Below are 24,253 nucleotides of genomic sequence, written 5' to 3'. Positions count from 1 at the left end.
GGGGTTTGATATCAAAAGGCGTCAAACCCCGTTCAAGCAGCGTGCCGGATGTATAAAGATGCGTTTTTTACGTCGTAATGCCGTTTTTCTGCGAATGCTTCGGCCGTATATTGATCATTTCCGAACACTTTCCGTGCGGAAGAACAAAGATCAGGAGTGTTGCACCACGCGTTTTTCGTACTCGTCGGCATAACGGCCGGCCTGTATCGGGTGGTGGATGGCTTCGGCATATACGTGGGTGAACGCTGCGCCGTAATACATCATCAATGCGGAGTAGAAGATAAATAATAATAAGAGTGCAATGGAGGCGGAGGCGCCGAAGAGTGTCTGCAGGTTGCTTTCCACCAGCAGTTTTCCGAGGATGATCTTGCCGATGCTGAACAATACGGCGGTCAGCAGTCCGCCGGTCAACGCCGCTTTCCATTTTACACGCGCTTCGGGTAAGATCTTAAACACGCCGGTAAACCAGGCGGTAACAACCAGCAGCGAAAAGAGGATGTTCATGAGCCGTATCCAGGCGGTGTTGACGTCGGGAAAATGTTCGCGGATCACCGCGACGGAGGCATCCAGCAAGAGGGCTGTCAGGAACAACAGTCCCAGGAAAAGCAGCATGCCGATGCCGATCATCCGTTCTTTGATACCGTATTGGATCCGCACCGAATGCTTGCGGCGAATGTACCACAGCTGGTGAATGGCCTTACGGATGACGCCCAGCAGGGTCGTGGCGACAAACAACAGGAAGACAAACCCACCCACGGTGATCCAGGCGCTTCCTTCCACCGACATAAAGTTGTGCACGATCTTTTCGATCTCCTCGGTGGCGTAGGGACCTACGGTCGTCTTCAACTTTTCAAACAGCTGTTTCCGGATCTGTTCCGATTTAAAGTAGACACTAAAGACGTTCACCAGGATGACGATGATCGGCGACAGCGAGAAGGTTGCAAAGAACGCGGTAGACGACGCCAGGATCAGTGGATCATTGCGCCGCAGCAGGATATAGGCCTTGCGCAGCGAAGTTATGAATGAACGGAGCGATGATGTACGGTTCTTCTCCACCGCAGCAAGATACTACATCCGGCGCATACACGGGCTTTTTTCTACAGCGACTTGACGAGTTTGAAAGGGAAAAGCAGGATCGCGCCGATGAGCTTAAAGACCAGGTCGATGCTCAGGCCGACGATCTTGAACGGCAGCAGCAACAACCATACGATGGGAAACAAAATGATCATGACCAGGGCCAGCGGCCAGCACAGTACAAAGAGGATGCACCATAAGATGATAGCGATGAGTGTTTTCACGGCAGTAGGCGTTTGCAGACGGTAAAACAAAATTATGGCCAGACTTAAAAACGCCTTTCGGAGTCTTTCAGCCACGTTACACGCGGGACGTATATCCGAAAATGTACAGCGTGCTGAACGGTTCTGATCAAACCGCGGGCATGACGATCGACCCATTCGCCGGGGTCGAGTGGCCGTGTTGACGGGTTGAATAAAGTTTGGCGGCGGTGTCTGGTGGGGTCGGAAATTTCGTTGCGATGTATTATCTTTTCTATGGACGGCGAATTCGAGCGAAATTGTTGCGGTGTGCGCCGTGTGCCGCTGTTTTATATGTTACGGGCGGTAAAGAAAAGTGTTGTTTTCCGGCGGTGCCAACAGCGGGTGGTGCCGGCTGTGCACGGCCAGTACGTTGTTTACGGTTGGCACTTCCGGTACGTGTTGCAGAGCGTCATTTTTCGCCGCAACGGGCGTTTCTGAGTTCTTGCCCTTGTAAGGTTTTACATAGTTGCGCAGCATTTAGTTGGCTGCAGTTGACAAACTTCGCACCTCATGATCCCTGTTCAGAGCAGGGTTGATATCATATGAAAGAAATCTGTGTCGTAGTTCGTTGCTTTCTCCTCTTCGTTGTATTGTCATTTGCCATCACCCCGTCGGGAATGGCACAGGATGCGACGAAGCTTGCCGAACGTGAGCAGCAGTTGGCCGGTGCCGTCAAAGGCAACAAACCGGCCGAGGCAGCCGAACATGCCTATGCTCTTGCTGCCCTTTACAAAGAGGCCGGCAAGCTGGATAAAGCCGCTACCTACCTGGGGCAAAGCCTGACCTATAGCAAGAAGGCATCGAACGTCGAAGGACAATACCGTGCCCACCACGAACTCGGACGTATATACAGCACGTTGAGGAGCTATAGCAAAGCCCTCGATAATTTCCAGAGCGCCGTCAAAGCCGCACATGCCCTGCAGAACAAAGCATTCGAAACGGAAGACCTGATACAATGCGCCATGACGCATGCGGCCCTGGACCGACCGAAGCGTTCCCTCGAGCCGCTCACCGAAGCGCTCGCCCTGGCGCTGGAGCAAAACGATGTCGATGCGCAGGCGAAATGTTATTCCCTGCTGGCGACCAATTATAAAGCCCTGGGCGACGAAAAGAAGGCGACAGAATACCTGGCGCATTACAATGCCATCATTCTTGGCCAAAAGAATGCCAGGGAGATCCGCGAGCTGACCCGCGAGGGGAAACAGAGCCAACAGCTCAACGCCCGCAAAATGCAGGAGCTGAAGCAGCAGATCGACCAGGTGGAGTCGGAAAAGAAACTGACGGAGTCCGAATTGCTGGAACAGCGCATGAAACTGCAGCAGACGGAAGACTCGCTGCGCATCGTGGAGGAGATCAGTGTGAAGCGGCAACTGGAGATCGATCTGTTAAATAAAGACAAGGAACTGGCGAGTGCCAAGATCCGCGAGCAAAACGCATTGATCGAGAAGGAAGCTTTGTTCCGCAGCTCGGTCATTGTCGGCATACTGCTGGTAGGCGTGCTGGCGCTGGTACTGATCGTGGGCTACCGCCGCAAGATCCGCGTCAACAAGCGGCTGCATCAGCAGAATGAAAACATCAAGAGCAGTATCAACTACGCCAAGCGGATCCAGGAGGCCATGCTTCCCCGCAAAGATCAGCAGAGCAAGATCGGCGACTCTTTTGTATTGTTTAAACCGCGCGATGTGGTCAGCGGCGACTTTTACTGGTTCTTTGACGTGCCCAACGGCCACGACGATCCCGCGCACAACGACATAGCATTTGCCGCGGTGGATTGTACCGGCCACGGCGTGCCGGGCGCCTTCATGTCGATGATCGGTATCAACGCCCTGAACGGCATCATCAACCGCGGGGTGGCGGAAACCAACGCCATACTCGACGCGCTGCACCGGGAGATCCGTACGGCCCTGCGCCAGGAGATAACAGGTAACAACGACGGCATGGACGCCGCGCTGTGTATCTACCGCCGGGAGAAAAAGATGCTGGAGTTCTCAGGCGCCAAGAATCCGTTGATCTATATTCAGAACAATACCCTGCACCAGGTAAAAGGTGACATTCACCCCATCGGCGGCAGCAAGACCAAGCCCACGTTGTCGTTTAAGAAACACGAGATACGGGTTGACGTGCCCACCACGGTATACCTTTTCTCCGACGGTTACCGCGACCAGTTTGGCGGCAAAGAGAATATGAAGTTTATGTCGAAGCGTTTCAGCAAGCTGTTGTTGGACATCCATACGTTACCCATGACCGAGCAGCTCGCCATTCTCGACAAGACCATGGAAGAGTGGAAAGACGGCCGCGTCCAGACGGATGATATCCTGGTCATGGGCATCCGGTTGGGCAGCGCATAGCGGAACATCGATACTACCCAAATGGGGTATACACCAGCGGACCGATGCCTGCTAACGGGGTGGCAACTGTAAAAAGAGGCCCTGTTGGTACAGCAGGAGTAGGAATTATCGTGGGGAGTTGTTTATATTTCGTTCCCTAGACCCTCTATACGTGAAGATCCACCTGACCCTGGTTCTGTGCTTTTTGTGCTTGCTGGTAATGGTGCGCGTGAACATGGCCTCGCCATACGACTCACTTCCTCCTGTGGATAATCAATCCCACGTCTTTACACCTTTTATGCAGGACTCGTCCCGGCAGCTGTCGCGCTTTCTGGAAAAGAGCCGCGCCGAAGCGCGCGAACAACAGACGTTACTGGACCGGCAGCGATACTTTACCGTACTGGCGGGCATCATTACATTGCTCATGGCGGTGCTCGCGGCGGTAAATTACCGGTCATTCAAGCGCGAGAAGAAGCTGAATCAAAACATCGCCGAGCAGAAAGAAGAGATCAGGATCCAGGCGGAAGAACTCGCGGTAAGCAATGCCATGCTCATCCGCCTCAACAATGAAATTGCCGAGCAGAAGGAAGAGATCACCCAGATCAATCAGCAACAAGAAGAGACGATCCAGCTGCGCACGGCCGAGCTGACGCAGGCCTATAAAGAGCTCGATACATTCTTTTATCGCGCGTCGCACGACTTTCGTCGGCCTGTGACCACCTTTCTGGGGTTGGTGCAGGTGGCGCGCATTACGGTACAAGATCCGCCCGTGCTGGAGTTGTTCGAGCGCGTGCAGCAGACGGCCCATCACCTCGACCGCATGCTGGTGAAGCTGCAATCCATCAGCGACGTAGGCCTGCAGCGGCTGCAGTTTACCGAGATCGACGTGCACGACCTGCTGCACGGCGTGTTCAAGACCTTTAAGGATGAGCTGACAAACGCGCAGATCGACTTTCGCGTAACGGTGGGGGTAACATCGTTTTATTCCTATCCATCGCTGGTAACGGTCATTCTGGGCAACCTCATTGAGAACAGCATCAATTTCCGCCGGCCCGACCGTCCGTATATCCACCTGCGCGTGTATCGGCAGGCGGACGACATCGTACTCGAAGTCGGTGACAACGGGCAAGGCATACATCCGCGCTATCACGAAGGCATATTCGATATGTACTTCCGCAGTAACGAGAACTCCAAGGGCAACGGCCTGGGATTATACATTGTCAAGAAAGCGGTGCAGAAGCTGCACGGTACGATCACGTTTACCAGTGTGCTCTACGAAGGCTCTGTCTTTTACGCAAAGCTTCCCGACCTGCCCCCCGCAGAAGAAGTCCAGGCCCGCTGATACGACCGATCGCTTTTTGTTATCTTTACCAGGCCATTGGCACAGAGATCATGAAATCATTCAAAAAATATTATACGATCGCCGCTCCGCCAGAAGATGTTTACCTGGCGTTAACCAACCCGCTCACGATCCATCTGTGGTCGGGAGAAGAAGCCGAAATGTCTACTGAGCCGGGGAGCGAGTTCTCCCTGTGGGAGGGAAGCATCGTCGGCAAGAACATCTCCTTCGAAGAAAATAAGATGATCGTACAACAATGGTACTTCGGCGACCAGGCAGAAGAATCGATCGTCACCATCAAGCTCCACACGGCCGGCAGCGGCACGTCCGTCGAATTGCGGCACATCAACATTCCCGACGCCGACTACGACGACATCGTCGACGGCTGGAACACGATCTACTTCGGCGCCTTACAGGAGTTCTACGAAGAATAGAAGAGTACAGAAGAGGGCCGGGCATCAGACGGCCTTTTTTATTATACACCGTGTTGCCCCTTAATACCCCCATTTTTCGGATATTAGAATTGGAATTTTATTTCATGATTTTTGAAAATCTTAAAATATCGTAAACGTTTTAGTGCGATTTTTAGAATAAATCGACACCGTTGGCCCATAATGCGTTTTTTTATATGTCTCCTTTGCTTACCTTTAAATTTCACGTTCAGATTCTCACGACCCGATCATGGACTATTCTCTTCTCCCGGACGAAGCATTGGTGGGCCTCATGAAGCATGAGGATAAGGGGGCATTTCGTGTGGTATACGAGCGGTATTGGAAGGAGATCCTGCTGGTAGCCTATCGCAAGACGGGCAGCAAAGAGATCGCGGAAGAGCTCACTCAAAATCTGTTCCTGAACTTATGGGAGCGACGTGCCGCCGTCGATATCCAGCACGTGCGTGCGTGGCTTTTTACCGCCATCAAGTTCAGCATCATCAATCATTACAAGTCGCAGATCGTTCACGAAAAGTTTGTGACCTATGTGCAGCATACGGCGTCTGACCATGCGCACACGACGGAACAAACAACCATACACCATGACCTTTCACAGGCCATCGACAAAGGTATCGCTCTGCTGCCCGAAAAAACGCAGCAGGTGTTTAAGCTGAGTCGTTTTGAGAATCGTTCGATCAAGGAGATTGCCCGCGATCTGAACATTTCGGAAAAGGCTGTCGAATATCACATTACCCAGTCCCTGAAACGTATGCGTGTCCACCTGAAGGACTATTTGCTATACGGTTTTCTGCTGATCCATCTCCTATAACCCCCCAGACATATTGCGGTCGACCGTGCCTGCCGCCCGGCAATGATGACCGGCTCTTGTTAAAAAAATGTTAAAAATAATGTCTATCCATTTTAGGGATGATCGTATTCTATATTGACTTATTAACAGGCAAAACAAAAAGATCCGTTGCATGAGCAAAGAGGTGTTCCACAGTTTATTGAAGCGCTACCTGGAAGGACGCTGTACCGAAGAGGAGAAGAAGATCGTCGAGCAATGGTACAACGTGCTGGACCAGGAAGGGCTGCCTGCCTACCGGGAAAGCGAGTTCGGGGCGATCGACGATCGTCTATGGGCTACGCTCAGCAAAAAGCTGGACGATGCCACCGAATCACGCCCGGTAAGCTTTTTTCGGCGACGTAGTACACAGCTGGCCATTGCCGCCTCGCTCATCATGGGGTTGTTGGTCGCGGGTTATTTTGTCCGCACCGATCACACTACGCCCGAGGCTATTGCGCGCGAAGCCGGTGCGACGTTGCAGCTGCGGCAGAACATGACGGTGCTGCCGGTATCCCTGGCGTTAGAAGACGGCACGCGGGTAACATTACAACCGGGAGCCTCATTGCAATACCCTGCGCGGTTTGCCGCCAACAAGCGCGAGGTATTCCTGACGGGAGAGGCCTTTTTTGAAGTAAATAAAGACCGGGAGCGCCCGTTCATGGTATTCAGCCAGGACCTGATCACACAGGTGGTCGGGACGAGCTTTACCGTAAAGGCGCACGGCGCGGGGCATCCCAGTGAGGTAGCCGTCGTGACGGGTAAAGTCATGGTATCGCGCAACACCGAAGGGGCTCTGCTGCGGGGGCTGCTGACGGAAGAGCGCCAGGTATACCTCACACCCAACCAACGGGCTGTGCTGGACCTGGAAACGGAAGAGCTCACGGTATCGCTGGTGGCAGAGCCTGTACCGCTGGCGGCGGAAGATGCACCGGCTGAACGCATTGTTTTTGACTTTGTCGAAACCCCGCTGAAAACCGTACTCCATAATTTGGAGCGTGCGTATGGGATTGCGATCCAACCAGAAGACGCGAACCTGTATAACTGTGCGTTTACAGGTGACCTGGCCGGCGAAGACCTGCAGACGCGCCTGGAGTTTATCTGCAGTTCGGTGGGCGCTGGTTATACCATCGAAGGCACCACGATCCGGATCACCGGAAAGGGCTGCCCGGTAAACCCGTAGTATACATGAGAAGTACCTAACCTATAATTACTTAACCTAACCTAATCACATCCTATGCAACAACAATTCTACAGCATCCTTTAATAATAGCAAAACAAAAAAAGCTGACAATGTGGGGCATTGCCAGCTTAGAGAGCTATCCGTTTTGAGGGGGTAGCGTTTTGCCCGAAGTACCAATTTCAGAACAAAACATTTAAAGGTATGAAAAAAAAGCGACTTGCCGCCTATTTCCAGGCGGTATGGAAAGTCACTGTTATATCCACGCTGTCCGTTTTCCTGGCCCAACCGTTGTTCGCAGCTTCCTTCTTCCAGGAATTGACCGATAAGCATGTTTCCCTTTCCGTAGACCAGGAGGAAATCCGCAAAGTGCTGACGCTCATTCAGGAGCAGACCGGTATTAAATTCGTCTATAGCTCTACCGCGGTGCCGGTAGACCAAAAAGTGTCGGTACAGGTTGCCGATAAACCTGTATCCGATGTGTTGCACGACATACTGGCACCTCAGCAGATCCAGTATAAAATTATGGACGACCGCATCCTGTTGTTTAAAGGCCCGGAATCCGCCGTCGTACAAAATGCAAAACCCAATGCGGAGCGTTGGCTGGCCCAGACGGTTACCGGTCGCGTGACCGATGCCGACAACGTGGCGCTGCCGGGCGTAAGCATTATGGTAAAGGGCTCGACCAAGGGTACCACCACCGACAACAACGGGGTATACGCGCTGGCGGTGGGTGAAGATGATATCCTGGTATTTTCCTTCATCGGTTTTAAGACACAAGAACAACCGGTGCGCGGCCGTACACAGGTCAACGTCATGCTGGAGTCTGATGCTTCCGAGCTCGACGAGGTTGTCATTCAAGACGGTTACGGCGAGCGCCGCAAAGAGAGCTTTACCGGCGGGCCGATCACCGTCTCCGGCGAAGAGCTGCGGCGTGTAAACCCCATGAACCTGCTGCAAAGTATTCAGTCGTTCGACCCTTCGTTCCGCGTGCAGCAAGACAACTCGTTTGGTTCCGATCCGAACCGGCTGCCCGACATTCAGGTGCGCGGTGCTACCGGGTTGCCATCCAATGCCACGGCAACAGATCAGACCAATGGTCTCGTAAACCGGGCGGAGATGAACAATCCCAACCTGCCCACGTTTATTTTGAACGGCTTCCAGGTGAGCATTCAAACGATCTACGACCTGGATATGAACCGCATCGAGTCGATCACCTTGTTGAAAGATGCCGCCGCCGCCGCGATCTACGGATCCCGTGCTGCGAACGGCGTGGTGGTTATTACCTTGAAGAAGCCCGAAGAAGGAGCGCTGCAGGTAACGTTCAATTACGACATGCAGGTAACGGGACCGGACCTGTCGGTATACGACGTGCTTAACGCCAGGGATAAGCTGGAGTACGAACGGCTGGCGGGAGTCTATTCAAATACGTCGGGCCGCAGCACCTGGACACAGCTGGATCTCGACCGCTTATACAACCATCGCGCGCAAGCGATAGAGGAAGGGGTGGACTCCTACTGGTTGTCGGAGCCGATCCAGACGGAGATTGGTCACAAAGCTTCTGTTGCCATAGAGGGCGGTTCGAACTCGCTCACGTACCGGCTCACGGGGCGTTATCAAACGCTGGCCGGTGTTATGAAAGGCTCGAAACGCGATCGGTCGGGCTTGGAAGTATACCTGCAATACAACAAAGAGAAGTTCAATATCAGCAATAGTGTGCAGGTAAGCCAGGTGAGTGCGCACGAATCTCCATACGGCAGCTTTGAACAATACGTAAAGACAAATCCCTATTACCGCAAGTCCGACGAAAACGGAAACGTCATGCAGGTGCTGGATTTCTTTCAGGCACATAATATGAACGATTGGGTTGAGTATCTCAACCCCGTGTACGATGCGACGCTGCATAGCTTTAATAAGAACGTCTACACACAGATCATCAACCAGACGGGTTTTTACTGGCGCCTCACGCCCCGGTTAGAGCTGCGCGGCCAGTTGAACCTCGATAAAAAGCTGACGCAGGAGGATATGTTCAAGTCGCCTTTCCGGAACGAATATGCCAACTATGCCGGCGACGACCTGAAGAAACGCGGCGAGTATCAGTATAAAACAAACGACGAGATCACCTATGACGGCAACGTGGTGTTGAATTATAACAAGACCATTGACAAGCATACGATCTTCGCCAACCTGGGAGCGAACATTCGCGACTATACTTCTGATTTCACTGCCTTCCGGGCGATCGGCTTTGTAAACGACCGATTTGATCAGGTAGGGTTCGCTACACGTTACCGGGAAGACGACATGCCGGGCGGCTGGTACTCGCAAGAGCGGCTGCTGGGCTACTTCGCCAGCGCCAACTATTCGTACAAAGATCGTTACCTGGCCGACGTGTCGGTTCGGATGGACGGATCGTCTAAGTTTGGTAACGACAACAAGTTTGCACCCTTCTGGGCGGCAGGCCTGGGCTGGAACCTGCACAAGGAATCCTTCCTGCAAGGCAATCCTAATATTAATCAGTTAAAGCTGCGGGCCACGACGGGTGTAACGGGTGAGGTTTCGTTTGAATCTTACCTGGCCGAGACTACTTATAAATATTTCAATGACTGGTATTCCAGCGGTGTGGGCGCTGCATTTATGGGCTATGGTAATAACGATCTGCGCTGGCAGCGTACGCGCCAGTATGATCTGGGCCTCGAATCGATCTTTTTTAAGAACCGGTTGAGCTTTACGTTGCGTGGGTATTATAAGTTGACAGACGACCTCGTGGCCGACATCGTGGTGCCGCCGTCATTGGGCTTCACATCCTATAAGTCGAATCTCGGTAAGATGGAGAATAAAGGGTTTGAGCTTTACATGCGGGGTACCGTCTACCGCACCAACCACTGGAATGTCTCGCTGTGGGCCAATGCGTCGCGAAATGTCAATACGATCAAAAAGATATCAGAGTCGCTCAAGAAATACAACGAGCAGATAGATGATGAGCAGGGCGAAGATGACAATCAGACCACGCCGCTGTTGCGCTACTACGAAGGCGAGTCGCTGAATACCATCTATGCCGTTCGCTCGCTGGGTATCGACCCGGAGAATGGTAAAGAGATCTTTTTGAAGAAAGACGGAACGCTCACGTATGAATATAGTGTAAAGGACTTCGTGGCCGTAGGCGACAAAGCTCCGAAAGTAGACGGCTCGTTTGGTACGGATATCATGTACCGCAACTTTACGCTAAGCCTGAACTTCTACGGCAGGTTCGGTGGCGATCTGTATAATCAAACGCTGATCGACCGGGTGGAGAATGCGAACCCGTACGAAAACGTGGACGCGCGCGTATTTCAGGGGCGTTGGAAGCAGCCCGGAGATCACGCAGCGTTCAAGGATATCACCAACCTGGAGAAAACGCGTGCTTCGTCGCGCTTTGTGCAGCGCGAAAACACCGTCGAGCTACGCAGCGCCAACCTCTTTTACGAGGTGCCATCTGTCATGGCGCGTCGCTGGAAAATGCGTACGATGCGATTGGGTGTGACGGCCAATGACATTACCCGTTGGTCTACGATCAAGATGGAGCGCGGGATCGACTATCCATTTGCACGCTCGGTGACATTCTCTCTCTTTTCAACATTCTAAGCCTATGAAAAAGCATATATTCTGTTGGTTAATGGTGGCTTGTTTGATGGTATCCTGCTCGGATTACCTGGATGTGAAGCCCAAGTCACAGGTGGAGGAGGAGACGCTCTTCAGTACCCAGGAAGGATTTATGGAAGCATTGATCGGGGTATACCTAAGCTGTGTGACCAAAGAGCTCTATGGATACGAGTTGCTGGCCGGCACACCCGACGTGCTCGCGCAGGATTATTACGCTCCCGCCAATACAAGCGCAACCTGGGACAAGCAATACCTGCAGACCCGAACGTTTAACTATTCACACGAGTATTTTCGGGAGCGGCGCGATGATATCTGGGAGGGGCTGTATACGGCCATCGCGAACGCGAACATTATCCTGAAGCATATCGACGATAAAAAAGCGATCTTCCAAAACGAGGGCGATTATTATATCATCAAGGGAGAGGCATTGGCGTTACGGGCATACCTGCACTTTGATCTTTACCGGATGTTTGCACCATCGTACCTCAGCGACCCGGCGTCGCCGACGATCCCCTATGTAACCGCCTTTACGAATGCCGTTACGCCGCAGTCGACGGGGGCCGAGCTGGTAGAGAAGGTAATTGCCGACCTTCTGCAAGCCAAAGACCTGTTGGAGGCATGGGATCCCATCGTAAAAGATACCTATGTCGTCGGGTATCCGGATGATGCGAAGGAAACGGAAACAGCCAATCGTATGTTTCTGCAGAACCGCCGCCATCGGCTGAACTACTATGCGGTATGCGGTGCGTTGGCGCGTGTATACCTGTATAAGAACGACAAAGTGGCTGCGTTGACACATGCACGTTTGGTCATCGACGCGGGCAAGTTTCCGTGGACAGCAAAAGAAGATTTTAACGCCGATGCCACCGAAGACAGGGACCGCATTGCGTATAAAGAAGTATTGTTTGGCTGGGATATTGACAAGCGTGGTGGCGATCTGGATAATCACTTTAATGAAAGTATCACCTCCTTGTGTGCGTTGGTAGACGATGGTACGCTTATCTACGAGACCGGTAGCGTAGGTGCATCAGACTATCGGTATAAACAATGGTTGACCCAGGGCACCACCAGCGGCTTTACGGCGCTGTTCCTCCAAAAGTATAAGCGCGATGGTGACGGCAATCGCCACCCTCTCGTTGCGCCGATGCTGCGCCTGAGCGAAATGTATTACATCGCAGCGGAGTGCTCGTTCGATGCTGACCCGGAGACTGCCTGGAATTATTTCAACAAGGTGCGCTACAATCGGGGCATCGGTACGGAGATCCATGGGGAGACGTCCAGGGAAGTATTTTTGAGTGAGCTGGTAAAAGAATATCGCAAAGAATTCTTTGCCGAGGGACAGTTGTTCTACGCGTATAAGCGATTGAACCGCGACATTCTCGGTGCGCAGCAAATAGCGATTCCGGCTTCCGACAAGATCTTTGTGCTGCCCATGCCGGACGACGAGATTGCTTTTGGCCAACGTAACTAATTCAACCATTAACGTCTTTTCGTATGAAACAAACCATATTATTCCTGTTGGTGGCCAGTGCCTTGTTCTCCTGCGGTGAAGTGGAGATCGATCGGTACGGAACCTCCGACAACGTTTATTTCGATTTCGATGATGAGGAAACGAGTGACCGCGACAGTGTCGTTTTTTCGTTTGCCTATACACCGGAAAAAACTTCCGATACTCTATACCTGCCGGTGCGTATAGCGGGTTTGCGGGTAAGCCATGACCGTCGCTTCGGGATCAAGGTGTTGGAAGATTCCATTACCACGGCTACCTCGGGGCTGCATTACAAACCGCTGGAGGAGTTTTATACCATTTCAGCGGACTCGGGCACCCTGCAGGTGCCGATCGTGCTGTACAACCAGGATACGCTCCTGCAGGATAAAAGTGTTGCCCTGCACTTCATGCTGGTCCCTACGGAGGATTTCGGTACGGCATTGCCGCATGGTGTATATGCAAAGCTGGTTTTTTCAAGCCGGCTGGAGAAACCGGACTGGTGGACGGGTGTTGAATCGGTATTTATGGATTACTCGCGCGTAAAACATCAACTATACCTGGTTTCCATTGGCAACATCCCGTTGGTTATGGAAGGAGCTAACATTCCCTATAACCTGTTCATCATGGACAAGTTCCGCCGCTTTTTGATAGACCCTTTTACGTGGGTGCAATCCAATCCGGATTATCAGCTCGATACGGTCGTGGAGGACAAGGAATATGTTTTGTTCAGCAAGGCCAATCCTGCCACCCTCCGGTTTAAGATACGGTGGGATAATGACGCGCAGCGGCATTATTTCATTGATGAGAACAACAGCAAAGTGCTATTCAACTAAACGGCTTTTCTATGCGCAAAAGAATATATTTTTCCATTGTCGTCCTTCTTTTGGTGGCGGCTGCCTGCTATGAAGACCAGGGGAGCTACGATTATACGAATGTTGAGGTCCCCGTCGTGAAAGACCTCGTAGACTCGACTTTCGATGCCATCGTGGGCGACACGCTGGAGATCACGCCCACGGTCGTTCACAGCCTGGCGAACACCGATCAGCTGAGCTATAAGTGGCAATTCATGTTTCCGTACGAGCCATTCTTTCAATATTTCGAAGGACGGACGCTGAAGACACTGTTTTCGCTCGTACCCGGTACGTATTCTGCCACGCTGACGATTACAGATCATTCGAACAACCTGAAATATTACTACGACTTCAAGATCAGTGCCAAGACCGAGTTCAGTGCGGGAACTGTTGTGCTGACGGATGTGGGTGGCGAGTCACACCTGGCCTTTGTGAAGCCGGATGGTACGATCATGCCCAACTTATATGAGGGTTTGAATGGTGAGCCGCTGCCGGCGCAACCCAAACAGCTGCTTGCGCGAAACCTGGCGTTCCAGCCAACGAACATCATTGACTACTGGGTGATCAGCGGCGATCCTCAGAATGCCGGCGTGATTATCGACGCCAGCACGATGAAGAAAGCGTCCCTGGTGCGCGATAACTTTTTTGATCCCCCGGCATCGTTCACCGTCAACAACCTTCAGGCCGGGAACTTTTTTGGTATTACGACGGGTGTCATTGATCATAAGTTATATCGTGGTACTTCCAATACATTTTATGGGTTTCCTACGTACGGTAAATACGGGCTGGCAGCCGCGGGCGACTACGAGCTGGCCGATGACTATATCCTGGCCGGAGCGGAAACTCCTGGTCCGCAATATTATATAACATTCGATACCAAAAGGAAACGTATCGTGACGTTCGATATGGCAACCGTGTATAAGGATACTACTTATGATGTAATGCCTACCGGCCCCGGGTTCGATCCTAAGAATGTAGGCATCGACATGTTTGCCATGGAAAACCTGAATAGCTCGGTGAGTCTTGCCTTTGCGCGCGATGCGGCCGGTAAGATCTATGAATATAATTTCTCGCACGATCCCGCAACCATCCGTCCGAAGTATCGCCGGGAGTTTAAAGGTGCCGGTCTGGTGCGGGAGAATACGAAATTTGTCGGTACGATCTATGAGGATCTGTATTTCAACTCTGACGATAAGATCTATCGCTACAGTCACATCAATGAAGGCCTGGAGGCGCTGGATGCCGATTTTGGCGGCAAAACGGTAACCATGATCAAGTTGGATAAGATCAATGGAAAGGATGTCCTGGTGGCGGGCACGGAGGGTGCGTTGTATTACCTGGACATCGATACGGGTAAGAATGGAAATATCACGTACACGCTGGACGGACTGGACGGCGACGTGATCGATGTGGCTATACGGAAATAGTTTGTTTGCCTGGAAAGGACCAACGCTGTGCGATTGTACAGCGTTGGTTTATTTACCGCAGTGTAATCCGCCGGTTGTACAAATGATTTAAAAGGTAGGGAAAAACGATTGCTGGCTTAGGGAAGCCGGCCCGTTGGCAGACTACTGATCATGGCGCGGAGATCGCCCGAGGGGATCTCTGTTGTGGACATAATAGAAGTGAAGAAGATGAAAGTTTACAGACACATTACCCTTTTTATTTTTGTGATGGTGTTCGTGCTTCCGGTTGGCCGGATCGTCCGTGCACAAGGCACTGCCGGGATGGACGGAGTTTCCGTGATCGAAGATGAAGCTGTTTATGGCAGTCTCGAGCGCGGTGCGCGCCGGCTCGTGGACGAGGGCAAGACAACCGCATTCGTGACGCTGGCCGAAGAGCTCGGCCGTACACAGTGCGCGGTGACCCTGCCCAGGCCGCAGGCCAAAGCCCTGCCCGATACACGCATTTATGCGCAATGCCGCAAGGGTGTGCTAGTGGTGGGTACGTTGTACAAATGCTCCCACTGCCCCAACGACCACCTGCGTGCGGCGTCGGGATTTGTGATTGCCGAAGAAGGCATTGCCGTCACGAGCTATCACATCTTCCGCGGCGACGCGACAGATGAGAAGACCGACCTGACGGTGGTGGTGATGGATACCGAGGGCACGGTATACGCCGTGACGGAAGTGCTGGCCGCAAGCCTAGCCGACGATGTGGCCATCTTTAAGATCGACACGCGGGGCAACAAATTACCAGTGTTACCGCTTGGACCCGATGCCGCGCCCGGCGACGACGCCAACGTCATCGGTCACCCGCACAACATGTTTTACTCTTTTACCCAGGGCACCGTGTCGCGTTGGTACCGTCGCAATGGCGGCGAAAAGATGAGCGTGACGGCCGATTTTTCACAGGGTTCCAGCGGTGGACCCGTACTGGACGACAAAGGCAACGTCATCGGCATAGTATCCGCCACGCGGTCGTTGTACAACGGCGATAACCACGTGCAGATGGTCTCACGGGAAGCGATTCCCGTGCGGGCGCTCCGGGCGTTGATTACAAGGTAACCCCCGGCCAGGCCGGTGCCGGGGCGATAATTTATATAACCGGTTTTATGCTGTAACCTGACCGGGCGATATTCGTGCGGAAAGTGCTTACAGGATCCTTATTCAATACTGTAACCTTACTTAAAAACATGAAAAACAAATTCATTGTTGTTACGATGCTGGTGCTGCTGGGCGTGGGTGCCTATGCGCAAAGCCCCCGTGGCTACGTTATTACCGGCAAGATCGAAGGCCTGAAAGGCAACGTCATCATGCGCCATATGGAAGACGGCGTAAAAGACATCGCCGATACGATAAACGTTACCGACGGTACGTTTGTATTTCGCGGCCGTGTGCAAGAGCCGGCCGACATGACCATCATCTTCTCTCCGGAGGCCCGCTTTCAAAAAGTGTTCTACGTCCAGAACCTGGACCTGCAACTCGTGGGCAAGGCCGACGCACTGGACAAATTGGAAGTAAAAGGCTCGCCGGTGCAAGATGACTACGCGCAACTGGAAGCGCAGATCACCGCCTATCGTGCCAAGGTCATGGAACTCTACAACAAGGCAGACCAGGTGCGCAACGCGGGTGATACCGTACAGGCGGCTACGATCCAGAAAGAAGCCGATAATATGTACCGCGGCGAGATGAGCGTACGCAAGCAATTTGTGCTGGACCACCTGCGTAGCTTTGCGAGCTTGAATGAATTGATGAACTATGTAAGTTCGGAGAACCTGGACGAGGCGCAGGCCATTTTCGACAAACTGGATGCGCCGCTGAAGAAGACGGCCAAGGCCAAAGAGATCACCGATCGCATCGCCAACCTGCGCGCCACGCAAGTGGGCAACGGGTATATCGATTTCGTAATGAACGATGTGAACGGCAAACCGGTAAAGCTATCGTCCTACAAAGGCAAGTACGTACTGCTCGAGTTCTGGGCCAGCTGGTGCGGGCCGTGCCGTGCCGAGAACCCCAACCTGCGCGAACAATATAAAAAGTATAGTGCCAAGGGATTCAATATCCTGGGGGTATCGCTGGACAGCAAAGCCGAACCGTGGAAGAAAGCCATTGAAAAAGACGAGTTGCCGTGGGTGCACGTCAGTGATCTGAAGGGCTGGCAGAACCAGGCGGCGGTGCAGTACGGGGTCCGTGCCGTACCGGCAAACTTCCTGATCGGGCCGGATGGCAAGATTATTGCCAGAGACCTGCGGGCCGAAACCTTGAATGCAAAGCTGGAAGAGATCTTCCACTAAGAGAAAAAAACGGATACGGAGGGCGCTTGTGGCCCTCCGGTCATTTTTATACCTTACGTCTAACCTCAAACCATGAATCGTTACTCATTATCAACCTTTGTATTTGTTTGTATGCTGTGTGCATTGCCCGGCATCGGTTTACGAGCGCAACAGACTGTCCGGAAGAGTACGGCCGCAAAAAGCCTGGCCCAACTGCAACAGGAATTTGTAGATCTTCGCTTCGGCATGTTCATACACTACAACATCCCGACGTATGCCGATCAGGATTGGGCAGACCCCGATGCCTCGCCGGCGCTCTTCAATCCGTCCAGGCTGAACTGCGATTCGTGGGCCAAGGCTGCCAGGGCGGCTAACATGACGTACGGTTGCCTGACAACCAAGCATCACAGCGGCTTTGCCATTTGGAATACCAAAACGACACCGTACAACGTCATGAACAGTCCGTTGAAGCGCGATGTCGTAAAAGAATATGCGGATGCTTTCCGTGCCAACGGCCTGAAGGTTATGCTGTATTACTCCATTCTCGATACGCATCACAAGCTGCGTCCGGGCCACATCACCCGGGCGCACATTGACATGGTGAAAGCACAGCTCACCGAGCTACTGACTAACTACGGCGACATCACCGCCCTGATCATTGACGGTTGGGACGCCCCCTGGTCGCGCATTTCGTACGATGACATTCCGTTTGAAGAGATCTATACCCTCATCAAGACACTGCAGCCCAACTGCCTGGTGATGGATCTGAACGCAGCTAAATATCCAGCCGAAGCGTTGTATTACACCGACATCAAGTCGTACGAGCAGGGGGCAGGCCAGCACATTTCGAAGGAAGCCAACAAGCTGCCGGCGCTGTCATGCCTGCCGCTGCAGGCATCGTGGTTCTGGAAGAGCGGCTTTCCGACGGAAGCCATCAAAGACGTAAACGTGCTGGTGAAAGACAACCTGGTGCCGTTCAATCAGGCGCATTGCAACTTTATTCTGAACGTGGCGCCCAACCGCGACGGCCTGATCGACGACAATGCCCTGGCCGGTTTAAAGGAAATTGGCAAGTTGTGGAAGCACGAAGGCCCCCTGTCGCCGCTGCCGGCAAGCGATGCGCCGATCATTTCGCCTAACATTGCCAAAGGCCAGCCGGCCAATGCCAGCTGGAGCAACGACATGTGGATCATGGACTTTGCCAACGACGACGATTTCAGCACGGGTTGGACCTCGAACAGCACGGTGAAGGCGCCATGGTACGAAGTCGCGCTGGACAAGGACCGTTCTTTTAATATGGTGGTCATTGCCGAGCATCAGCCGAACATTCGTCAGTATAAACTGGAGTACGAGCTGAACGGCGTCTGGAAGACAATCTTTGCCGGAGAGAATGCCAATAAGATCAAGATTCACCGTTTTGATCGGGTCTGGGGCGGCAAAGTGCGCATTTTAGTGGAGCGTTTTAGCAGCGCACCGGTAATTATGGAGTTTGGCGTCTACGACGAGCGCAAGTAATCGGCATCCCGGACAATCACCACCACCATGCCATCGTTTTGTAACATGCTGAAAGGCTTCCTGGCAGGAGTCTGCCTGGGGGTCACCCTTAATGGATTTTCCCAGGATCATCCTGATGTGTATCATCGCAATGGTTTTACACTTATATTTGAAAGCGAAGACAGTACCTTGGATGTGAAGGTAAAAGATCGTATGATCGAGACCTTTTTCCAGGTGTATGCTGTGCTGACGGCGCAGTACAACCCCCTGGCGGAGCGCCAGGTTATTTTTCACGTAGACACGGCGTACACGGGCGTGGCCGAAGTAACCGGCAATGCCCACGTGCGGTTCAGCTCGCGCTGGCTGCACGCGTATCCCGAAGACATCGACGTGGTAACGCACGAGGTCATGCATGTCGCCCAGAGTTATCCGTGGGAACGGTGCCCGGGCTGGCTCACAGAAGGCATTGCCGACTATGCGCGTTATAAGTTCGGGGTTGACAACAGCGGCGCGGGGTGGTCCTTACCGCCTTACCGCATCGGCCAGCACTACCTGCAAGGGTACCGGGTGGCGGCGCGCTTCCTCGTGTGGATGGAAGAACGCATTCAGCCGGGCATTGTCTACATGCTGCACCGGAAGCTGCAGATGGGCATTTACCACGATGCCCTGTGGCAGGAGCAAACCGGCTATACGCTGGACGAGCTCTGGAACCGCTACACCGGCGAGCAGGCTGAAATGAGTGTTCAACGATAACCAATTTTTATATCATGATGAGATCTCTTTGTTTCGTGATCCTGGTGTGCCTGGGAAGTATGCAGCTACGGGCGCAGGAAGTAAGCGCGCCGATAGCCGATCCTGAAGAATGGGTAAATCCCCTGATTGGCACCGCGTCCAATCACGCGTTGTCTAACGGTAATACCTATCCGGCCATTGCCATGCCCTGGGGGATGAACTTCTGGATGCCACAGACGGGTAAGATGGGAGACGGATGGGCGTACACGTACGACGCTATTAAGATCAGAGGATTCAAGCAGACTCACCAGCCGTCGCCCTGGATGAATGACTACGGTCAGTTCTCCATCATGCCCGTAACCGGCAAGCGGGAGCTGAACGAAGATAAGCGCGCCAGCTGGTTTTCGCATAAGGCGGAAGTTGCCAAGCCGTATTACTATAGTGTGTACCTGGCAGACTATGACGTAACCACCGAGCTGACGCCCACCGAGCGGGCTTCGATCTTCCGCTTTACGTTCCCCGAAACCGATCAGGCCTACATTATTCTGGATGCCTTCGATAAAGGTTCGTATGTGAAGATTATTCCGAACGAACAAAAGATCATCGGTTACACCACCCGCAACAGCGGCGGTGTGCCCGACAACTTCAAAAACTATTTTGTGCTGAAGTTCGACAAGCCTTTTACGCTTGCCAAAGGCTGGGATAAATACAACGAAACCGACGCGCTCGAAGTAAAGGCAGAGCATGCCGGCGCCGTGGTAGGCTTTAAGACACGCCGCGGCGAGCAGGTGCACGTACGCGTGGCGTCTTCGTTCATCAGCGCAGAACAGGCCGAGCTGAACCTGAAAGAGCTCGGCAGCGACAGCTTTGAAACGGTGAAGCAAAAAGGCAAGGCCACCTGGAATAAAGAGCTGACGCGCATTGCCGTAACCGGTGGAAGCATCGATCAGCTGCGTGTGTTCTACTCCTGTCTGTACCGCTCACTGCTTTTTCCGCGCAAATTCTTTGAATTCGACGCACAAGGTAAGGTTGTACACTACAGCCCTTACAATGGCCAGGTATTGCCGGGCTATATGTTTACCGACACCGGTTTTTGGGATACCTTCCGCTCCATGTTCCCCTTCCTCAACCTGATGTATCCGTCTCTCAATGCACAGATGCAGGAAGGTTTGGCAAATGCATACAAAGAAGGAGGCTGGCTGCCCGAATGGGCAAGCCCCGGCTACCGCAACGTTATGGTGGGCAACAACTCTGCTTCTGTTGTAGCAGACGCGTACCTGAAGGGCGGACGTGGTTACGACATCAACACCCTGTATGAGGCCGTATTGAAAGATGCCAACAACGAAGGCCCGCTGACAGCCGTTGGCCGCGCCGGTGTAAAGTACTATAACGAGCTGGGCTATGTGCCATACGATGTTAACATCAACGAGAACGCTGCGCGCACGCTGGAGTATGCGTATGACGACTTTGCCATCTACCAGTTGGCAAAAGCCCTGAAACGGCCTCAGAAAGAGATCGACCTCTTCGCCAAGCGTTGCCAGAACTACCGCAACCTCTTCGACAAAGAGACCGGCTGGATGCGCGGTAAAAACAAGGACGGCAAGTTCCAGGCTCCGTTCAACCCGGTGAAATGGGGTGATGCCTTTACCGAAGGCAATAGCATGCACTACACCTGGTCGGTATTTCACGATATCCAGGGTCTCATCGACCTCATGGGCGGCAAAGAGAAGTTTAATGCCAGGCTCGACGAGGTGTTCGACATGGCTCCTACATTCGATGAAAGCTACTATCGCGCGGTGATCCACGAGATCCGCGAAATGCAGATCGCCAACATGGGCCAGTATGCACACGGCAACCAGCCCATCCAGCACATGATCTACCTGTACAACTTCTCAGGTGAGCCCTGGAAAGCGCAGTACTGGGTACGCGAGACCATGAACCGTATGTACCTGCCGACACCCGACGGCTACTGCGGTGACGAAGACAACGGTCAGACTTCGGCCTGGTACGTATTCTCGGCGATGGGCTTCTACCCGGTATGTCCGGCAACCGATCAGTATGTTGTAGGCGCTCCGTTGTTCAAGAAAACGATCGTGACGCTGGAGAACGGCAAGAAGATTACGCTGAACGCACCGAAGAACAGCGCCGAAAATCGTTACATCTCTTCCCTGCAGGTTGACGGCAAGCCCTACACCAAAAACTGGCTGAGCCACAAGGCCCTGCTGGAAGGTGCTACATTGGACTTTGACATGGTTGCCACGCCGCAGAAACAACGCAGCATCGCCAAAGAGGATGCTCCGTATTCATTTTCGATCGAGAATCCTACGACTCCGACCAAGAAAAAGAAATGATCGTTCAAAATTCATTCAAAAAACAAGTTCTGACAGCGCTATTAGCGCTGTCAGTGCTTTCGGCCATTGCACAGCAGGAAAAGCTGGTGCCGTATGTCAACCCCATGATCGGCACATACAAGATGGGGCACACGTATCCGGGTGCCACCGTGCCCTTTGGCATGGTGCAGCTTAGTCCCGATACGGACACTATACCGTACGAAGCCGAGGGCAAATACAATCCGCTGGTGTATAAATATTGTGCGGGGTACCAATACGATGACAAGACCATCGTGGGCTTTAGCCATACGCACTTCAGCGGCACCGGCCACTCCGACCTGGGCGACTTCCTGGTGATGCCCACCACGGGCCCGCTGCAGCTCAATCCCGGCACGGAAGAACATCCGGAGAAAGGCTACCGCTCCGCTTTCTCACACGAAGAGGAGCACGCCGAAGCAAACTACTACCGCGTAAAGCTGACAGAGCCCGGCGTCCTGGCCGAGCTGACCACCAGCACCCGCGTAGGCTTTCACCAGTATACATTTCCCAAGTCCGATCAGGCTCACATCATCCTGGACCTGATGCACGGCATCTATAACTACGCCGATAAGAATGTATGGACTTTCGTGCGCGTGGAGAACGACACGCTCATCACCGGCTATCGCCAGACAGCAGGCTGGGCGCGTACCCGTACCGTATACTTTGCCATGAGCTTCTCGAAGCCGTTCGCGCAGTACGGCGCGAAAGACTTTTCCAAACCCGATGTATACAAAGGTTTCTGGCGCAAGTTCGACCAGGAACATAACTTCCCCGACCTGGCCGGCGAGCAGCTGCGCATGTACTTTGACTTCAAAACCACCGAAGGCGAGAAGATCAAGATCAAGTTTGCCTTGTCACCCGTCAGCACCGCCGGCGCATTGGCCAACCTGCGGCAGGAAATTCCGCACTGGAACTTTGATAAAGCAAAAGCGGACGGCCAGCAACGGTGGGAGCAGGAGCTGCAAAAGATCCGCGTACAGGCAGCCACCCGTGGCGATCTGGTAAACTTCTACACGGCCCTGTATCACACATTCCTCGGCCCGACCGTATACAACGACGTCGACGGGCAATACCGCGGCTTGGACCAGAACAATCACACCGCGCAAGGCTTTACAAACTACACCACCTTCTCGCTGTGGGACACCTATCGTGCGTTGCACCCCTTCTTTAACATCATCCAGCCCAAGCGCAACGACGACATGGTAAAATCCATGCTCGCGCATTATGACCAAAGCGTTCACAAGATGCTGCCCGTCTGGTCGCACTATGCGAACGAGAACTGGTGTATGATCGGCTACCACAGCGTATCCGTGATATGCGACGCCATCATCAAAGGCAATTTCACGGGCGATGCCAACCGGGCGCTTGATGCCTGTGTGGCCACCGCCCGCTATCGCAAGTTTGACGGCATCAGTTATTATATCGACCTGGGCTATGTACCGGAAGACAAGAACTCATCCTCTGTATCTAAAACATTGGAGTATGCCTATGACGACTGGTGCATTGCGCAGGTGGCGAAGAAACTGAACCGCCAGGATGTATATGCCGAGTTTCAGAAGCGCTCGACGAACTGGCGCAATGTGTACGACGCCAGCACCGGCTATATGCGCCCGAAGCTGAGCAATGGCAGCTTCCGCAAAGAGTTTGATGTACTGAGCACCCACGGTCAGGGCTATATCGAGGGCAACGCCTGGAACTACAGCCTGTACGTACCGCACGAGCCCGAGCAGATGATTGCCAGCATGGGCGGCAAGAAACGCTTTGTGCAACACCTCGACTCACTGTTCACCATGCACCTGCCCGACGAATTCTTTGCCCACACCGAAGACATCACCCGCGAAGGCATCATCGGCAACTACGTACACGGCAACGAGCCGGCCCACCACGCCGCTTACCTGTACCACTGGACCGATCAACCCTGGAAAACACAGGAGCGCACCCGCATGATCCTGAAGAAACAATACCAGCCCGCCCCGGACGGTCTCGGCGGCAACGACGACTGCGGCCAGATGAGCGCCTGGTATATCTTCACAACACTGGGCTTCTACCCCGTAGCCCCCGCCTCGGATCAATATATAGTAGGCAGCCCGGCCATCCAGTCTGCCACGCTCACGCTGGAGAACGGAAAAACCTTCGCCATCGAGGCTAAAAACCAAAGCGATAAGAATGTATATGTGCAGAAGCTGGTGCTGAATGGAAAGACATTGGATCGTTTGTATCTCACGCACGCGGAGATTACTCAGGGTGGACAGCTTACGTTCTTTATGGGCGCCAGGCCTGTAAAGAAATAGCGGACTGACAAGTATTAAATAAAAAGGGCCGATTCGGCCCTTTTTTTGGTTGACAGTCTAACGACTGCTCGTGCTTTCAAACAAGCGCGCTAAATGCGTTGCTGGCGCAAGTCTTAGCGCGCAGCGCGGGACTTTTGCCTGCTACTGTTGCCAGTCTGCGACCATAGCCGTCTACTTAATGTAAGTGACTGATATATAATAAAATAGCCATGCAGCTCTGCATGGCAAAGTTTTAT

The 24,253-nt window shown here is 53.1% G+C and carries 17 protein-coding genes; 15 read left to right on the top strand and 2 right to left on the bottom strand.

Features of this window, described 5'->3' with window-relative positions; all coding sequences use genetic code 11:
- Nucleotides 1-150: 150 nt before the first annotated feature.
- Together KK078_RS25695 and KK078_RS25690 are read right to left on the bottom strand one after the other, a co-directional pair.
- Nucleotides 151-1,056 (bottom strand): YihY/virulence factor BrkB family protein, encoded by a 906-nt coding sequence (locus tag KK078_RS25695; protein WP_254093202.1) that lies wholly within the window; start codon nt 1,054-1,056, stop codon nt 151-153.
- Between the two features lie 41 nt (nt 1,057-1,097).
- The gene (locus tag KK078_RS25690) at nt 1,098-1,298 is read right to left on the bottom strand and encodes a hypothetical protein (protein WP_254093201.1); all 201 of its coding nucleotides are present in this window, start codon (nt 1,296-1,298) and stop codon (nt 1,098-1,100) included.
- A 560-nt stretch (nt 1,299-1,858) separates the two neighbouring features.
- On the opposite strand from KK078_RS25690, the gene KK078_RS25685 reads away from it, so the two are divergent.
- From KK078_RS25685 to KK078_RS25610, 15 genes are all read left to right on the top strand, one after another.
- The gene (locus tag KK078_RS25685) at nt 1,859-3,664 is read left to right on the top strand and encodes a SpoIIE family protein phosphatase (RefSeq protein ID WP_254093200.1); all 1,806 of its coding nucleotides are present in this window, start codon (nt 1,859-1,861) and stop codon (nt 3,662-3,664) included.
- A gap of 151 nt (nt 3,665-3,815) precedes the next feature.
- Nucleotides 3,816-4,985, top strand: coding sequence for a sensor histidine kinase (locus KK078_RS30710; RefSeq protein WP_254093199.1), 1,170 nt, complete (start codon nt 3,816-3,818; stop codon nt 4,983-4,985).
- A gap of 50 nt (nt 4,986-5,035) precedes the next feature.
- Nucleotides 5,036-5,416, top strand: coding sequence for an SRPBCC domain-containing protein (locus KK078_RS25675; RefSeq protein ID WP_254093198.1), 381 nt, complete (start codon nt 5,036-5,038; stop codon nt 5,414-5,416).
- A gap of 247 nt (nt 5,417-5,663) precedes the next feature.
- Complete coding sequence (locus KK078_RS25670) at nt 5,664-6,242, top strand: RNA polymerase sigma factor (RefSeq protein ID WP_254093197.1); 579 nt, start codon at nt 5,664-5,666, stop codon at nt 6,240-6,242.
- 151 nt (nt 6,243-6,393) lie between these two features.
- Complete coding sequence (locus tag KK078_RS25665) at nt 6,394-7,440, top strand: FecR family protein (protein WP_254093196.1); 1,047 nt, start codon at nt 6,394-6,396, stop codon at nt 7,438-7,440.
- Between the two features lie 201 nt (nt 7,441-7,641).
- Nucleotides 7,642-11,058: a SusC/RagA family TonB-linked outer membrane protein gene (locus tag KK078_RS25660; RefSeq protein WP_254093195.1), complete on the top strand. Its 3,417-nt coding sequence runs from the start codon at nt 7,642-7,644 to the stop codon at nt 11,056-11,058.
- A 4-nt stretch (nt 11,059-11,062) separates the two neighbouring features.
- A complete protein-coding gene (locus KK078_RS25655; RefSeq protein WP_254093194.1) occupies nt 11,063-12,547 on the top strand; it encodes a RagB/SusD family nutrient uptake outer membrane protein in 1,485 nt (494 codons plus the stop codon).
- 23 nt (nt 12,548-12,570) lie between these two features.
- Nucleotides 12,571-13,398 (top strand): DUF4843 domain-containing protein, encoded by an 828-nt coding sequence (locus KK078_RS25650; protein WP_254093193.1) that lies wholly within the window; start codon nt 12,571-12,573, stop codon nt 13,396-13,398.
- A gap of 11 nt (nt 13,399-13,409) precedes the next feature.
- Nucleotides 13,410-14,843, top strand: a complete 1,434-nt coding sequence (locus tag KK078_RS25645; RefSeq protein WP_254093192.1) for a PKD-like family lipoprotein — start codon at nt 13,410-13,412, stop codon at nt 14,841-14,843.
- A gap of 207 nt (nt 14,844-15,050) precedes the next feature.
- Nucleotides 15,051-15,923: a S1 family peptidase gene (locus KK078_RS25640; protein WP_254093191.1), complete on the top strand. Its 873-nt coding sequence runs from the start codon at nt 15,051-15,053 to the stop codon at nt 15,921-15,923.
- A gap of 128 nt (nt 15,924-16,051) precedes the next feature.
- Nucleotides 16,052-17,152, top strand: a complete 1,101-nt coding sequence (locus KK078_RS30705) for a redoxin domain-containing protein (RefSeq protein WP_317195993.1) — start codon at nt 16,052-16,054, stop codon at nt 17,150-17,152.
- Between the two features lie 111 nt (nt 17,153-17,263).
- Nucleotides 17,264-18,646: an alpha-L-fucosidase gene (locus KK078_RS25625; protein WP_254093190.1), complete on the top strand. Its 1,383-nt coding sequence runs from the start codon at nt 17,264-17,266 to the stop codon at nt 18,644-18,646.
- 27 nt (nt 18,647-18,673) lie between these two features.
- A complete protein-coding gene (locus KK078_RS25620) occupies nt 18,674-19,378 on the top strand; it encodes a basic secretory family protein (protein ID WP_254093189.1) in 705 nt (234 codons plus the stop codon).
- Between the two features lie 14 nt (nt 19,379-19,392).
- The gene (locus tag KK078_RS25615) at nt 19,393-21,708 is read left to right on the top strand and encodes a GH92 family glycosyl hydrolase (RefSeq protein ID WP_262898806.1); all 2,316 of its coding nucleotides are present in this window, start codon (nt 19,393-19,395) and stop codon (nt 21,706-21,708) included.
- A complete protein-coding gene (locus KK078_RS25610) occupies nt 21,705-24,017 on the top strand; it encodes a GH92 family glycosyl hydrolase (RefSeq protein WP_254093188.1) in 2,313 nt (770 codons plus the stop codon). Before KK078_RS25615 ends, KK078_RS25610 begins: the two co-directional genes overlap by 4 nt.
- Nucleotides 24,018-24,253 lie beyond the last annotated feature (236 nt).

It is taken from the genome of Dawidia soli, from assembly GCF_018598185.1.
Taxonomy (GTDB): domain Bacteria; phylum Bacteroidota; class Bacteroidia; order Cytophagales; family Cyclobacteriaceae; genus Ohtaekwangia; species Ohtaekwangia soli.
Note: the sequence above shows the minus strand (reverse complement) of the source record. Positions and strands in the feature narration are given on the sequence as shown.

What these genes read in the sequence shown, in the direction of transcription:
- KK078_RS25660 (WP_254093195.1), top strand. Translation starts at nt 7,642, where the DNA reads ATGAAAAAAAAGCGACTTGCCGCCTATTTCCAGGCGGTATGGAAAGTC.
- KK078_RS25615 (WP_262898806.1), top strand. Translation starts at nt 19,393, where the DNA reads ATGATGAGATCTCTTTGTTTCGTGATCCTGGTGTGCCTGGGAAGTATG.
- KK078_RS25625 (WP_254093190.1), top strand. Translation starts at nt 17,264, where the DNA reads ATGCTGTGTGCATTGCCCGGCATCGGTTTACGAGCGCAACAGACTGTC.
- KK078_RS25640 (WP_254093191.1), top strand. Translation starts at nt 15,051, where the DNA reads ATGAAAGTTTACAGACACATTACCCTTTTTATTTTTGTGATGGTGTTC.
- KK078_RS25620 (WP_254093189.1), top strand. Translation starts at nt 18,674, where the DNA reads ATGCCATCGTTTTGTAACATGCTGAAAGGCTTCCTGGCAGGAGTCTGC.
- KK078_RS25675 (WP_254093198.1), top strand. Translation starts at nt 5,036, where the DNA reads ATGAAATCATTCAAAAAATATTATACGATCGCCGCTCCGCCAGAAGAT.
- KK078_RS25655 (WP_254093194.1), top strand. Translation starts at nt 11,063, where the DNA reads ATGAAAAAGCATATATTCTGTTGGTTAATGGTGGCTTGTTTGATGGTA.
- KK078_RS25650 (WP_254093193.1), top strand. Translation starts at nt 12,571, where the DNA reads ATGAAACAAACCATATTATTCCTGTTGGTGGCCAGTGCCTTGTTCTCC.
- KK078_RS25645 (WP_254093192.1), top strand. Translation starts at nt 13,410, where the DNA reads ATGCGCAAAAGAATATATTTTTCCATTGTCGTCCTTCTTTTGGTGGCG.
- KK078_RS25610 (WP_254093188.1), top strand. Translation starts at nt 21,705, where the DNA reads ATGATCGTTCAAAATTCATTCAAAAAACAAGTTCTGACAGCGCTATTA.
- KK078_RS25685 (WP_254093200.1), top strand. Translation starts at nt 1,859, where the DNA reads ATGAAAGAAATCTGTGTCGTAGTTCGTTGCTTTCTCCTCTTCGTTGTA.
- KK078_RS25670 (WP_254093197.1), top strand. Translation starts at nt 5,664, where the DNA reads ATGGACTATTCTCTTCTCCCGGACGAAGCATTGGTGGGCCTCATGAAG.
- KK078_RS30705 (WP_317195993.1), top strand. Translation starts at nt 16,052, where the DNA reads ATGAAAAACAAATTCATTGTTGTTACGATGCTGGTGCTGCTGGGCGTG.
- KK078_RS25665 (WP_254093196.1), top strand. Translation starts at nt 6,394, where the DNA reads ATGAGCAAAGAGGTGTTCCACAGTTTATTGAAGCGCTACCTGGAAGGA.